The sequence below is a fragment of the Kribbella monticola genome, assembly GCF_003261635.1.
GTDB classification, from domain to species: domain Bacteria; phylum Actinomycetota; class Actinomycetes; order Propionibacteriales; family Kribbellaceae; genus Kribbella; species Kribbella monticola.
Genome location: NZ_QFXK01000002.1, coordinates 40,717 through 54,445, shown reverse-complemented (window position 1 = coordinate 54,445; position 13,729 = coordinate 40,717). Strand labels below are relative to the sequence as shown.

The window sequence follows — 13,729 nt, the reverse complement described above, 5'->3', positions numbered from 1 at the left end:
ACCAGGCCGGGCCAAGGCCCAACGGGTGAACAGCTGAAACTCCCGGCAACCACACGGGTGAACCTTCGCCGGGTCCTGTCCGCCCCAGTGGGACAGGACCCGGCGAAGTCAGGGGGTCAGTTGACGCTGACGGCCGACCAGGCGGCCGCGACGGCGGCGCGCTCGGCACTGCTCGCGCCGTACAGGTCGGTCGCCGCGTTCAGCGTGGCGGTCCGGGCCTGCGCGTAAGTGGTGCCGGTGGTGAAGTACGTCGTCAGCGCGCGGTACCAGATCTTGCCGACCTTGTCGTGCCCGATGCCTGCGACCGTCGAGCCGTTGCAGGTGGGCGAGTCGTGCGGCAGGCCGCCGATCGTCTTGGCGCCGCTGCCCTCGGAGGCGAGGTAGACGAAGTGGTTGGCGATACCGGAGGAGTAGTGCACGTCCAGGTTGCCGACGCCCGAGGAGTAGCAGTCCGGCGAGTTGCCGTCCTTGCTCGGCTTGTCCATGTACCGCAGGGCCGGCCGGTCCTTCACGATCTCCTCGCCGATGTAGTAGTCGCCGGGGTCGCTGGTGTTGTTGGAGTAGAACTCGACCATCGTGCCGAAGATGTCGCTGGTGGCCTCGTTCAGGCCGCCGGACTCACCGGAGTAGGTCAGGTTCGCGGTCGCCGAGGTGACGCCGTGGGACATCTCGTGACCGGCCACGTCGATCGAGACGAGCGGTCCCGCGACGACGTTGTCGCCGTCGCCGTACGTCATCTTCTTGCCGTCCCAGAAGGCGTTCACGTAGTTCGTGCCGTAGTGCACGCGGCTCGGGACACCCTTGCCGTCGTTGAAGATGCCGTTCCGCCCGTGCACGTTCTTGTAGTAGTCGAAGGTGGTCGCGGCACCGTAGTGCGCGTCCACCGCGGCCGAGGCGCGGTCGGAGTTCAGCCCGGTGCCCCAGTGGTTGTCGGCGTCGACGAAGTTGACCGCCTTCGGGCAGCCGAAGCCGAACAGCTGGCACAGGATCGAGTCGGTCTTGTTCTGCGCGTCCTGGGTCACGCCGCCGCCCCGGACCGGGTCGGTCAAGGTGTAGCCGCCGGTCGTCGGGGTGGTGTCGATCGCGACCGTGCCGGAGTACAGGCTCTTGCCGTCGCCGGTCACCGTCTCGATGTGCTGCTCACTGATCAGCTTCGCGCCGGTGAGCGCATCGATCGTCGTGGTGATGTTGCTCGGTGTCCCGTCGGCCTGCGTACCGACCGTGGTGACCTGATAGGCGAGTCGCGGTGCGCCCTTGCGAGCCTCGATCACCAGCGTGGGCTTGCCCTCGGTCTGGTAGCCCTTGCCGAGCGCCTTGCTGGTCGCTGTCGCGACACTGACCTTCGGTGTCCGGCTGACGTTGGCAGGCTTCGTCAGAGTCAGGCTGGCGCCCTTCCAGGAGCCGTCCTCGGCCTGGTGGACCACGACGTCGCCGCCGAGCACCGGCAGTCCACCGATGCTTCGGTCCATCCGCACGTGCGTGGAGCCGTCCTTGTCGACGATGACGTCCCGTACGGCGAACGTGTCGGCGCTGGTGGCTCGGAGGGTTCCCAGGTTGTGGGTGATGGCGGCCTTGGCCCGGGCGACCGCTGCGGCCGGTGCCGGGACAGGGTCGGCCTTCGGAGCTCCGGACGCCGTAGTGGCGCCGGTGAGCCCCAGGGCGGTTGCAGTGGCCACTGCGGTGGCAGCGGCGAGCAGGGCGGATCTGTTCATCCTCGCGCTCCTTCAAGAGTGTCCCGGGGGCCTCACGCCCCAGGAACGAGGTGCAGGAACGTTACCGCTCGGTCACCTAGGGTGGCCAGAGGTTGAGAAAAGTTGGCTTTCCGCGCGCTGGCGGCAGTTTTGGTCCGAGCCGGGCGGTAGCGTCGCCGGCATGGCGGCGACGAAGGCAATCGAACTGGAGGTCGCGGGACGGACGGTCCGGGTGAGCAACCCGGACAAGCCGTACTTCGCGGACCGGGGTCTGACCAAGCTGGACATCGTGAACTACTTCATCTCGGTCGGCGACGGCATCCTCGGCGCACTCCGGGACCGGCCGACCACCCTCGAGCGCTGGCCCGGTGGCTGGTTCGAGGGCGCGAAGCTGTCCACCCGGATGGACAACCGGGGCGACGCGTTCTACCAGAAGCGGGTCGCCAAGGGCGCTCCCGACTGGGTCGAGACCGCCACCATCAAGTTCCCCAGCGGCCGGCCCGCCGACGAGGTGTGCCCGACCGAGCTGGCCGTGGTCGCCTGGGCGGTCAACCTCGGCACGCTGACCTTCCACCCCTGGCCGGTACGTCGCCCGGAGCTCGACTCACCCGACCAGCTGCGGATCGACCTCGACCCCCAGCCCGGCACGGACTTCAAGAGCGCGGCCGCGGTAGCTCCGGTACTGCGTGAGCTGCTGGCCGAGCACGGTCTGGAAGGGTTCCCGAAGACGTCGGGTGGCCGCGGGCTGCACGTGTACGTGCCGATCGAGCCGCGCTGGACGTTCGTCGAGGCACGCCGGGCGGTGATCGCCGTCGGCCGCGAGCTGTCCCGGCGGCTGCCGGACCAGGTGACGGTGAACTGGTGGAAGGAGGAGCGCGGCGAACGCGTCTTCATCGACTACAACCAGATGGCCAGGGACCGCACGATCGCCTCGGCGTACTCCGTCCGGCCGAACGCACGCGCCCGGGTCTCCGCGCCCCTGCGCTGGGAGGAGGTCGACCAGGTCGTCCCCGACGACTTCGACGTACTGACCATGCCGGCCCGCTTCGCCGAGGTCGGCGATCTGCACGCGGCCGTGGCCGAGAAGGCGTTCTCGCTGGACTCTCTGCTGGAGCTGTCCGCCAAGCACGAACGAGACTTCGGCGAAGGTGAGATGCCCTATCCGCCGGACTACCCGAAGATGCCCGGCGAACCGCCGCGCGTCCAGCCCTCCAAGAAGGTCGAGGGCCACTGGGACGAGAGCGGCAACCGGATCGAGAAGGCGAAGGACTAGAGGCTGCGGAGCGCGCCGCCGTCGATCGGGATCATGGCGCCGGTGAGGTAGGAGGCGACGGGGGACAGGACGAAGGCGGCGACCCGGCCGAACTCGTCCGGGGTGCCGTAGCGACGCAACGGGATGGTCTTCTCGGCGGCGCGGCGAGCGGCCTCGGGGTCGCCACCCTTGCCGTCCAGCTCCTTCAAGCGGTCGGTCGCGATCCGGCCGGGGAGCAAGCCGTTGACCCGGACGCCGTTCGGGCCGAGCTCGTCGGCAAGCGTCTTGGCGACCATCGCGAGCCCCGGACGCAGGCCGTTGGAGATCGCGAGTCCGGAGATCGGCGACTTGACCGACGAGGACAGCACGAAGGCGATCGACGTACCGTCCGCGCCGGCGCGGGCCACCGAGCGGGCGATCCGCAACCCGCCGAGGAACACGCTGTCGAAGGCTGCCCGCCAATCCGCCTCGTCGGTGTCCAGTGCCGTCCCGGGCCGCGGCCCGCCGACGCTGATCAGCGCGCCGTGCAGGGCACCCCACTTGGCGATCGCGGTCGCGGCCAGTCGCTCGGCGCTCTCCGGATCGGCGTTGTCGACCGGGATGCCGACCACCTGGTCGCCGAGTTCGGCGGCCGCGCGGGCGATCGACTCCTCGTTGCGGCTGGAGATCACCAGCCGGGCGCCTTCAGCCGCGAGGGCCTTCGCGGTGGCGAAGCCGAGCCCACCGCTGGCGCCGGTGATGATGTAGGTGCGATCGCGAAGTCCGAGGTCCACGAACCCCATCCTGCCGTACCGCACCAGGTCCCGCTGATCCGCGCGCCGCCACGCGTGGCATCGATCTCACCCGCCGGACAGTGATCTCACGAATGCAGCCGGCGAAGTGCCCGCAGTACGCCGCCGGACCCAGTACGGCGAGTTGCTCTCAGTACGCCGATGGCCGCAGCGGCGTGTGCTCGGTCTCGTTCAAATGGAAGGCAGTGTTGACCAGGCCGAGGTGCGAGAACGCCTGCGGGAAGTTGCCCAGCATCCGCTTCGACGCCGGGTCGTATTCCTCGGCCAGCAACCCGACATCGTTGCGCAAGGCAACAAGCTTCTCGTACAGCCGGCGCGCCTCGCCGATCCGGCCGATCATCGCCAGCGAGTCGGCCAGCCAGAACGAGCAGATCAAAAAGGCGCCCTCGTCGTCCTGCAGCCCGTCGTCGACGTGCTCGGTGAGATAGCGGCGAACGAACCCGTCGACGGTGAGTTCGCGCTGGATCGCCTCGACCGTGCCGACCACGCGCGGGTCCTTGGCGGGCAGGAACCCGACCTGGGGGATGAGCAGGACGGCGGCGTCCAGCGCCTTGCTCCCGTAAGCCTGGGTGAACGTGTTCCGCTTGCTGTCGTACGCCTCTTCGCACACCTGCCGGTGGATCTCGTCCGCGGTCGCCCGCCACTGCTTGGCCGGCCCGCCCATCCCGTACCGCTCGACCGCCCGGGCGGCCCGGTCGAACGCGACCCAGGCCATCACCTTCGAATACGTGAAGTGCTGCCGGCCGCCGCGCACCTCCCAGATCCCCTCGTCGGGCCCTTCCCAGACCTCGCTGAGATGGCGCATGAGGCTGCGCTGGACGGACCACGCGTCGTCACTCGGCCCGATCTGCGTCTCCCGGGCCAGCGCGAGCACATCCATCACCTCGCCGAACACGTCCAGTTGCAACTGCTCAGCGGCCGCGTTCCCGATCCGCACGGGTGACGACCCACCGAACCCGGGCAGCCAGCCGGCCTCGAACTCCGGCAGTCGCCGCTGCCCGGTCACGCCGTACATGATCTGCAGGTCGGCGGGGGAGCCGGCGATGGCGCGCAGCAACCAGTTGCGCCAGGCCTGTGCCTCCTCGGTGAATCCGGAGCGAATCAGTGCGGACAGTGTCATCGTTGCGTCCCGCAACCAGCAGAACCGGTAGTCCCAGTTGCGTTCGCCGCCCAGCGCCTCCGGGAGCGAGGTGGTCGGTGCGGCGACCATCCCACCCGAAGGCGAGTAGGTGAGCGCCTTCAACGTCAGCAGCGACCTGGTCACCTCGTCGGACGTCTCCTCGGGAACCTTGCCGCGGCCGATCCACTCGCTCCAGTAGGTTTCGGTCGGCTCCAGCGAACCCAGCGCGTCGATTGCCGTCGGCACCGGGTGGTGCGACGGGTGCCAGGTGAGCACGAACCAGGCCTGGTCTCCCGCCTTGAGCTCGAAATCGGCGTACGTCGCGAAGTCGCGCCCGTACTGATGGACGTCACTGCGCAGCGAGACCGCGTCCGGACCGGCGATCGCGACGATCTGCCCGTCGACCTGCCGCACCCACGGCACCACGTGCCCGTAGTCGAACCGCAGCCGGAGCTCGGACCGCATCGACACGGTGCCGCTGACGCCCTCGACGATCCGTACGACGTCCGGCGCCTCGTCCCGCGGCGGCATGAAGTCGAGGACGCGGACGGATCCCGTCGGCGTGGACCACTCCGTCTCCAGGACCAGGGTCGAACCCCGGTAGTGCCGGCTCGCCTTCGCGTCGGCGTCGCGCGGCCGCAACCGCCAGTGGCCGTTGTCGTCGGTGCCGAGCAGCGCGGCGAAGCAGGCGGGGGAGTCGAAGCGGGGAAAGCAGAGCCAGTCGATCGAGCCGTCAGTCGAGACCAGCGCCGCTGTCTGGGTGTCCCCGATCAGCGCGTAGTCCTCGATCCTCCGGTCCGGCAGCGCCGACCGCGACCGTCCCGGATCCACCTTCGGTGCCCTCGGCTTCGAGGTGGCCGGATCCGGCTTCTGCTGACTTGTCATCCTGTACGTCCCGTCTGGAGAAGTAGACCAAGCCGCCGATGGCCATCAGGGCGAAGAAGAACCACTGCAGCGCGTAGAAGAAGTGTGGCCCGTTGTCGATCTCGGGCCCAGGAAAGGTGTCGAACGCAGGGTCGGACGGGGGCTGCTGTTTGTCCACGATCACATACCCGTCGTACAGAGGCAGCCCCAAGGCCTTGCTGAAGTCGGGTCCGTTGATCAGCCGGGCCGTGCCGTCGACGGGTACGCCGCCGCTGGTGTGGCCGCCGTGTTCACTGCGACGGAGACGGCCCGTGACGGTCACCTCACCGCTCGGTGCGGCCGGGATGCTCATGGGGGCCAGTTCGCTGCCCTGACGAGGCAGGAAGCCGCGGTCGACCAGGACCGCCGTACCGTCGTCCAGCTCGAGCGGGGTGACGATCTCGAAGCCCGGCCGATCGGAGAGGTTCCGGTAGCGGATCACCACCTGCTTGGCGGCGTCGTACCGGCCGGTGACGACCACTGTGCGCCAGTCGTGCTGCTGGCCGATCACGTGGTCCGGGCCGACGATGTCCGCGATCGGTGCCGGCGGAGCGGCCAGGTTGGACCTGGTCACCTCGTTGCGGGATTTCCGCTCGTCGAGCCGGTGCAGTTGCCACCGTCCGAGCTCCACGCAGACACCCGCCAGGAGCAGCACCAGGACCGCGGTGACGATCCACCGGGGGTTCAGCAGGGTCTTTGAGGCGCTGTGTGGAGCTCTGGGCACAGTTCGAACTTAAGCCATCGGCTGAAATGCGCTACGTGCACCCACGTACCCTGGTCGATATGACCAGGCCGAGCACTTCGCCACTGGGCCTAGCCGACAACTACGGCCGGGTGGCCACCGATCTGCGGGTGTCGCTGACGGACCGCTGCAATCTCCGTTGCACGTACTGCATGCCCGAAGAAGGTCTGGACTGGCTCGCCAAGCCGGAACTGCTCACCGACGACGAGGTCGTTCGCCTCGTGTCCGTAGCCGTCACCCAGCTCGGTGTCGACGAGATCCGCTTCACCGGCGGTGAGCCGCTGCTGCGCCGGGGCCTGGTCGGCATCGTCTCCCGTACGGCGGAACTGCTGCCGCGGCCGCAGATCTCGATCACGACCAACGGGATCGGGCTGGCCCGGCAGGCCGAGGCGCTGAAAGAGGCCGGACTGGACCGGGTGAATGTGAGCCTCGACACGGTCCGGGCCGACACCTTCCAGGAGTTGACCAGGCGGGACCGGCTGAAGGACGTGCTGGCCGGGCTGGAAGCGGCGCGGCGGGCCGGCCTGGAGCCGGTCAAGGTCAACGCCGTACTGATGCGCGGGGTGAACGACGACCAGGCAGCCGAACTGCTGCAGTTCTGTCTCGATCACGACTACGAACTGCGCTTCATCGAGCAGATGCCGCTGGACGCCCAGCACGGCTGGAACCGGGACACGATGGTCACCGCCGACGAGATCCTCCGGATGCTGGGTGACCGATTCGATCTCGAGCCGGTCGGTGCAGCGGCCCGCGGCAGTGCGCCGGCCGAGTTGTTCACCGTCCAGGGCGGTCCGGCGACCGTCGGCATCATCGCGTCGGTGACCCGGCCGTTCTGTGGGGACTGCGACCGGGTCCGGCTGACGGCCGACGGCCAGGTCCGCGATTGTCTCTTTGCAAGGACAGAATCGGATCTGCGGACCGCATTACGCGCCGGTGCCCCGGATGCGGAACTCGCCGATCGGTGGCGAACCGCGATGCGCGGAAAACTCCCCGGCCACGGCATCGCCGATCCCAGCTTCCTGCAACCGGCGCGTCCGATGTCGGCCATCGGCGGCTGAAGTCGGTACCGCAGAAGTGGTGCCGCGGAAGAACCGGCCTGCACCGCATCGCTGGCAGTTCTGAACGGGAAATTTACTTTTTCTGCTGTAACGCCCCGAGTTTCAGCCGGTGAATGGCTCCACCTCGCGCAGGAATGACCGCTGCGCGAGGAAGTCGGACAGGCTGTCCTTGTGTTCCTCGCAGGCCAGCCAGGTCTTGCGCCGGTCGGGCGTGTGGATCTTCGGGTTGTTCCAGCGCAACGCCCAGAGGGCGGGCCGGCCGCATCCCCTTGCAGAGCAGCCGGACGGCACTACTTCTTCGGTCATCCGGCAATTGTCCCTGATCGCTCAATTATCAATAGCGTGGAGAAAATGAAGCGACGTCGGACAGCCACGGGGGGAGCCGTCCGACGCCGCATCAAGTCCCTGAATTCCATCCATGAACTTCAGAGCACGCAGATTCTGACACGGATCAGTCTTGAGAATCCAGTCCCGGCGAAGATCACTTTTCGGTGTCGCGATCGGCGCCCGGATCGCGGATCACTTCGGGGCCGGTGAACGACCTGGAATCGTGTGCAGAGTCCGGGCCGATCTGGGGTCTGGCCTGAGGTACGTAGGAAGCCGCGGCATCCACCTTCGTGGTCTTGCGGGCATTCGCCAGCACCACCGCGACCGACGGCAGGAAGACCGCGCCGACCAGGAAGATCCACCGCCACGGGGACGGCGTCAGCACCGCCAGCACGAAGCAGACGATGCGGATCGACATCATCCACGCGTACCGCGCGATCCGGCTCTCCAGGTCCTCCGACCGGCCCGGTTGCGCACTGGTCACCGAGATGACCGTTTCGTCGGCCCGTTCACTACGTCGCGACATCTATTCTCCTCACCAGGACCAACGGTACGCCGGGCTCGAAGAACCTATGCGTACCCCGGCGAAGGGGAACTGAGATGACCGATCGGACCTACCGCGTGACCGAGATCGTCGGCACGTCCAAAGAAGGCATCGACGCCGCGATCACCAACGCGATCAGCCGCGCCGGCGAGACCCTGCGGCACCTGGACTGGTTCGAGGTGACCCAGATCCGCGGCCACATCGTCGACAACGCGATCGACCACTACCAGGTCGGCCTGAAGGTCGGCTTCCGCCTCGAGGACGCCTGACCGTCGTACGGCGAACGGCTGCGATACCGTTCGTCCGGCAGTACGCCGTTCAGCTGAGTGAGGAGACGTCAGACGTGTCGAGATCGGTACTGGTCACCGGTGGCAACCGGGGCATCGGACTGGCCATCGCGACCGCCTTCAAGGAGGCGGGCGACCAGGTCGCCGTGACCTACAACAGCAGTCCGCCGCCGGACGGTTTCCTCGCGGTCAAGTGCGACATCACCGACGCCGAGCAGGTCGAGGCGCTGTTCGAGACGATCCAGGCCGAGCACGGCCCGGTCGAGGTACTCGTCGCGAACGCCGGCATCACCCGCGACACGCTGCTGCTGCGAATGACCGACGACGACTGGGACTCGGTCATCTCGACCAACCTCACCGGCTCGTTCCGGGTCGCCAAGCGGGCGGCCAAGGGGATGCTGCGCTTGCGCCGCGGCCGGATCGTGTTCATCTCCTCGGTGGTCGGGCTGCTCGGCTCGCCCGGCCAGGTGAACTACGCGGCCAGCAAGTCCGGCCTGATCGGGATGGCGCGCTCGATGGCGCGTGAGCTCGGCAGCCGCGGGATCACCACCAACGTGGTCGCGCCCGGTTTCGTCGAGACCGACATGACCGCCGTACTGCCCGAAGAGACCCAGAAGCAGTACCTGAGCCAGATCCCGCTCGGCCGGTTCGGGCTGACCGAGGAGATCGCCAATGCGGTCCGCTGGCTGTCGTCCGACGAGGCCGGCTACATCACCGGCGCGGTGATCCCGGTCGACGGCGGCATCGGCATGGGCCACTAACCTCCACAAACTCTAGAAAGGGCATGCCGGTGGGCATCCTCGACGGCAAGCGGATCCTGGTCGCCGGAGTCACCCTCGACTCCTCGATCGGCTTCGCCACGGCCAAGGTGGCGCAGGAACAAGGCGCCACCGTGCTGATCTCGAACTTCGGCCGTGCGCTGAGCATCACCAAGCGGATCGCGAAGCGGTTGCCGGTCGAGCCGCCCGTGCTCGAACTGGACGTCACCGATGCGGACCACCTGGCCGCGCTGCCCGACGCGGTCCGCGAGCACGTCGACGGCCTGGACGGCGTCGTGCACTCCATTGCCTACGGCAACCCCGAGACGATCCTCGGCGGCAAGTTCCTCGAGGGTCCGTGGGACGACGTGTCGCGCGCGGTGCACGTCTCGGCGTACTCGTTGAAGGCGTTGGCGGTTGCGTGTGCGCCCTTGATGAGCCGGGGGAGCAGCGTCGTCGGGCTGACCTTCGACGCGACCGTGGCCTGGCCGGGGTACGACTGGATGGGCGTGGCGAAGGCTGCGCTGGAGTCGACCTCGCGCTACCTGGCCCGCGATCTCGGTGCCCAGGGCATCCGCTGCAACCTGGTGTCGGCCGGTCCGCTGAAGACGCTGGCCGCGAAGGCGATCCCAGGCTTCGAGAAGTTCGAGGAGCCGTGGCTGGACCGGGCCCCGCTGGGCTGGGACCCGTCCGACCTGGAGCCGACCGGCAAGACGATCGTCGGCCTGCTCAGTGACTTCTTCCCCTCCACCACCGGCGAGATCATCCACGTCGACGGCGGCTACCACGCGATGGGTGCCTGATACACGTGTCCGGTTCTCTGGTCGAGCTCCGCGTTCTGGACGGGGCCAACCTCTACTTCAGCCGGGCGGCGGTCAAGCTCACGCTCGACCTGACCGCACTGATCGACGCGCCGGCTCCGGCGGCCAAGGCGTACGCGTCGGCACTCGGACTCGGGGCCACCCGGCCGGGCCGGATCGGCTCCGGTTTCCGGCAGCGGTTCGCGGTCCGCGTCGTCGGGCACATCGTCCGGCGGATCGCCCGCGAGGCCGGGATCGGGCGGATCGGCGTCCGGGTGCGATCCGAGTCGGATGTGCACCGGCTGGTCGTGGCCTTCCCCTGGGCGCACGAAGGCCGCGCGCGGGCACTGGGTCAGGCGATCGTGGATGTCGTGGACGCGTTCGGTGCCGAGGAGCTGCCCGAGCTGATCGCCACCGTCGGTGAACGGGTCCGCAACGAGCCGGCCGGCAACCCGCCGCCGACGTTGCGGCCGAAGATCCCGGTGGTCGCGGTCACCGGCACCAACGGCAAGACCACGACCTCACGGATGATCGCGCACATCGGCCGGGCCGCCGGGCTGCACGTCGGCTGGTCGAGCACGGACGGCGTGTACTTCGACGGCGAGCTGGTCAAGTACGGCGATTTCTCCGGGCCGAGCGGTGCCGGTCAGGTGCTGTCCCAGCCGGGTGTCCAGCTCGCAGTCACCGAGACCGCTCGTGGCGGGATCCTCCGTCGCGGTGTCGGCGTCGCGCACAACGACGTCTCAGTGGTCACCAACGTCACCGCCGACCACCTCGGCCTCGGCGGTATCGACACCGTCGACCAGCTCGCCGAGGTGAAGGCGGTCATCACCAAGATCACCCGGCCGCGCGGCTGGTGTGTGGTGAACGGCGACGACCCGCGGACGTTCGCGATGCGGCTCGGCTCGCCGGCCAAGTGCTGGGTGTTCTCGCGCGACCCCGACTCGCCGTCGATCCGTACCGTCCTGGACGAGGGCGGCCGGGCGACCACCGTGCTCGACGGGTTCATCACCGTCCTCGACAACTCGCGCGACGCCGAGCCGTTGCTCAAGGTCGTGGACGTGCCGATGACGCTGTCCGGGCTGTCCCACTACAACGTCGAGAACGCCCTTGCGGCGGCCTCGGCGGCACTCGGTCTCGGGTTGCCGCGGGCAGCGGTGATCGACGGCCTGAGCACATTCACGCCGGGCGAGAACAACCCCGGCCGGATGAACATGTACTCCGTGCGCGACTTCACCGTCGTCATCGACCTGGCCCACAACGAGGCCGGCCTGGAAGCGCTGCTCGAGATCATGAACGGCGTCCGGGAACCGGGCAGCCGGTTGCTGCTCGCGCTCGGTTCGCCGGGCGACCGGGCCGACGACATGGTCTCGGCGATGGGCGCGATCGGGGCCCGCGGTGCCGACCGGGTGGTGATCGGGCACAAGGGCGACTACCTGCGCGGCCGGCCGCCGGAGGAACTGGAGGCCGTCTTCCGCGAAGGCACCAGTTCGGTCGGCGTCGACGACGTACCGGCGTACCCGACCGAGCTCGAGGCTGCCCAGGCGCTGGTGGCCGAGGCGAAGGCCGGCGACGTGGTCGCGATCATGTCACTGCAGGATCGGGCGAGTCTTGACGCCTGGTTGCGGTCGCAGGGGGCTACCGTCGATAACCCGGAGACCTTGAAGAGCAAGGTCGAACGAGCCCAGCACTGACCCCTCAGGCTTTCCGCCCCGAGGGGTGGATCGAGGTTCCGTGCGCTACTTGTGGTCTGTACCGGCGGCCGTCGTCGCGTGGTTCGTGGCCGGTTTCGGCCCCACCTACCTGGCGGGGCTGCCCGAAGGCGCGACCACCTTCGTGCTGCCGCGTGTAGATGTCCTGCTGCTCGGCGGCTACGCCGGGGGAGTGCTGGCCGGTCTGCTGGTCCAGCGGCTGCGCATCGCCGTACCGCTGGTGCTGGTGGTCGCCGCGGGCACCTGGTGGCTGAGTGGGAACTCGTTCCACAGCAGGGATCTGCTGATCTCGTTGCTGGTGGCAAGTGCCGTCGGAGGGTTCTTCGGTGCCTTGGGCACCCGAAGCTCAGTGGTCGCGGCGTTCGCCTTGGCTCTGCCGGTCGCCTGGTATGCACTCCGCCCCGCCGCCAAGCTCGCCGACTGGCACTGGCTCTGGCAGCTGAACGGTCTGCTCGTCGCGGCCGGGCTCGCGGGTCTCCTGTACGTCGCGTGCTGGCGGCGAGGCTGGCCCTCGGCGTACGCATGGTTGCCGTTGGCAGCGACCTACGTGACGTCGTTCGCCGTCGTGGACGGGATCAAGACCATCGTCGGGTCCAGCGGCCGCCCGACCGACGACGTGGCGAACGCGGCGACGGACGCCTTCTTCAAGGCGTTCGCCCCGTTACTGCACGACTACTGGCCCTGGCTGGCACTCGCGTTCCTGCTCGCGATCCCGATGGTCGCGCTCAAGATCCGCGCCCTCCCGCCGCCTCCGCCACCACCCCCGCCGTACGACGAACGCGGCAACGACGCGGTCCTGTCCGACGACCTGGACTGGATCGACCGAACCGAACCCAAGCGCCGCCTACTGGCCCGCCGCTAGCTGCTCCTCTTCGAGGTTGCGGGCGAGTTCGGCGACCTGGGCGAGCCGGTGGGCGCGGGCTGATTCGGCCGGGGTGAAGGGCTCGCCGGGGCGGGTGAAGACGAAGAGCCCGCTCCACGGCGACGGGATCTTCAGCATCGTCCCGTCCTGCGGTAGCAGGCCCCTGGCGACTGCCAGTTGATCGGTGACGAGACGCGCGCCGAGAAGTTCGGCTACCGCGTGGGACAGTTCAGCGGGATCGGCGACGACCCGAGCGGCGAGGTTCAGTGCCTCGGTCTGGCCGTCGACCAAGGCCAGCGCTGTCGTCGGCCAGACATGGACGTCGCGCCCACCGGCGGATTCGATCCCGGCCAGCAGTTCCTCGGCACCGACCACCTCTGGCGTCGACACGACCAGTTCGTCCCGGACGCCGGCGTCGATCGGATGAACGTGCAGTCCGAGAATGTTGGCGTCCAGGTCGGCCAGCCGGCGCGTGAGCCGCTCGAGTTCGCCGGCCCGGTCGTCGAGCGTCACCCGGATTCGCCACAACGACGGTGCCTGCGTGAGTACTTCTCTGGTGCGGCTACGGAGGTGGTGACCGGGGGCGTGCAGCCAGCGCCGAAGCAGACGCATCGCGGACGGTTCGACGATCCAGATCACCAGGGCGGTCGTGGTCACCGCCAGCAGGGCGACGGTGAGCAGGTAGGGCGGATGCAGTGCGAGCACAGCCGCGTGCAATGCGAACTCGACCGGCAGAATCGCCGCGAGCTTTGCCAACGTCAGGCGCAGACGGTGCGGATGGGGCAACCGTCCGCAGACATCACACGCCATCCCGGCGGTGACAGATCTCCGGAGTTGTTCCATGCCACCAGGCTGACAGAGCGTTGTTGCCCGGTGATTGCC

General features: G+C 68.5%; 14 protein-coding genes. 7 read left to right on the top strand and 7 right to left on the bottom strand.

Translation table 11 applies throughout. The annotated features are described in order from the left end of the window. Window positions 1–116 precede the first annotated feature (116 nt). On the bottom strand, window positions 117–1,712 hold the full coding sequence (locus DIZ26_RS00825; protein ID WP_112236641.1) for a M4 family metallopeptidase: 1,596 nt from the start codon (window positions 1,710–1,712) through the stop codon (window positions 117–119). A gap of 160 nt (window positions 1,713–1,872) precedes the next feature. Here DIZ26_RS00825 and ligD point away from each other — a divergent pair, with 160 nt between their 5' ends. Continuing rightward, the gene (ligD, locus tag DIZ26_RS00820) at window positions 1,873–2,964 is read left to right on the top strand and encodes a non-homologous end-joining DNA ligase (protein ID WP_112236640.1); all 1,092 of its coding nucleotides are present in this window, start codon (window positions 1,873–1,875) and stop codon (window positions 2,962–2,964) included. Here ligD and DIZ26_RS00815 read toward each other — a convergent pair. The 3 genes from DIZ26_RS00815 to DIZ26_RS38070 all read right to left on the bottom strand — a co-directional run bounded on the left by DIZ26_RS00815 (window position 2,961) and on the right by DIZ26_RS38070 (window position 6,481). Then, entirely contained in the window at window positions 2,961–3,725 is a 765-nt protein-coding gene (locus DIZ26_RS00815; protein WP_232828066.1) for an SDR family oxidoreductase, read from the bottom strand. The two genes, ligD and DIZ26_RS00815, sit on opposite strands and share 4 nt — an antisense overlap. A 139-nt stretch (window positions 3,726–3,864) precedes the next feature. Continuing rightward, complete coding sequence (locus DIZ26_RS00810; protein ID WP_232828071.1) at window positions 3,865–5,685, bottom strand: glycoside hydrolase family 15 protein; 1,821 nt, start codon at window positions 5,683–5,685, stop codon at window positions 3,865–3,867. Further along, window positions 5,588–6,481, bottom strand: a complete 894-nt coding sequence (locus tag DIZ26_RS38070) for an SURF1 family cytochrome oxidase biogenesis protein (RefSeq protein ID WP_232828065.1) — start codon at window positions 6,479–6,481, stop codon at window positions 5,588–5,590. The genes DIZ26_RS00810 and DIZ26_RS38070 overlap by 98 nt, the downstream gene beginning before the upstream one ends. 59 nt (window positions 6,482–6,540) lie before the next feature. On the opposite strand from DIZ26_RS38070, the gene moaA reads away from it, so the two are divergent. Beyond that, entirely contained in the window at window positions 6,541–7,557 is a 1,017-nt protein-coding gene (gene moaA / locus DIZ26_RS00800; protein ID WP_112236638.1) for a GTP 3',8-cyclase MoaA, read from the top strand. Window positions 7,558–7,659: 102 nt separating this feature from the next. On the opposite strand, the gene DIZ26_RS00795 is transcribed toward moaA, so the two are convergent. Beyond that, complete coding sequence (locus DIZ26_RS00795; RefSeq protein WP_112236637.1) at window positions 7,660–7,863, bottom strand: hypothetical protein; 204 nt, start codon at window positions 7,861–7,863, stop codon at window positions 7,660–7,662. Between the two features lie 175 nt (window positions 7,864–8,038). Beyond that, window positions 8,039–8,410 carry a DUF3099 domain-containing protein gene (locus DIZ26_RS00790; protein WP_112236636.1) on the bottom strand — a complete coding sequence of 124 codons (372 nt, stop codon included), beginning with the start codon at window positions 8,408–8,410 and terminating at the stop codon, window positions 8,039–8,041. A gap of 74 nt (window positions 8,411–8,484) precedes the next feature. Here DIZ26_RS00790 and DIZ26_RS00785 point away from each other — a divergent pair, with 74 nt between their 5' ends. From DIZ26_RS00785 to DIZ26_RS00765, 5 genes are all read left to right on the top strand, one after another. Then, entirely contained in the window at window positions 8,485–8,697 is a 213-nt protein-coding gene (locus tag DIZ26_RS00785; RefSeq protein ID WP_112236635.1) for a dodecin, read from the top strand. A gap of 74 nt (window positions 8,698–8,771) precedes the next feature. Continuing rightward, window positions 8,772–9,476, top strand: coding sequence for a 3-oxoacyl-[acyl-carrier-protein] reductase (gene fabG, locus DIZ26_RS00780; protein WP_112236634.1), 705 nt, complete (start codon window positions 8,772–8,774; stop codon window positions 9,474–9,476). Between the two features lie 29 nt (window positions 9,477–9,505). Next, window positions 9,506–10,276, top strand: a complete 771-nt coding sequence (gene fabI / locus DIZ26_RS00775; RefSeq protein WP_232828070.1) for an enoyl-ACP reductase FabI — start codon at window positions 9,506–9,508, stop codon at window positions 10,274–10,276. A 5-nt stretch (window positions 10,277–10,281) separates the two neighbouring features. Beyond that, complete coding sequence (locus DIZ26_RS00770) at window positions 10,282–11,967, top strand: Mur ligase family protein (RefSeq protein ID WP_112236632.1); 1,686 nt, start codon at window positions 10,282–10,284, stop codon at window positions 11,965–11,967. A 40-nt stretch (window positions 11,968–12,007) separates the two neighbouring features. Beyond that, window positions 12,008–12,847 carry a hypothetical protein gene (locus tag DIZ26_RS00765; protein WP_112236631.1) on the top strand — a complete coding sequence of 280 codons (840 nt, stop codon included), beginning with the start codon at window positions 12,008–12,010 and terminating at the stop codon, window positions 12,845–12,847. Here DIZ26_RS00765 and DIZ26_RS00760 read toward each other — a convergent pair. Continuing rightward, window positions 12,830–13,690: an amino acid-binding protein gene (locus tag DIZ26_RS00760; protein WP_232828064.1), complete on the bottom strand. Its 861-nt coding sequence runs from the start codon at window positions 13,688–13,690 to the stop codon at window positions 12,830–12,832. The genes DIZ26_RS00765 and DIZ26_RS00760 overlap by 18 nt on opposite strands. Between the last annotated feature and the right edge of the window lie 39 nt (window positions 13,691–13,729).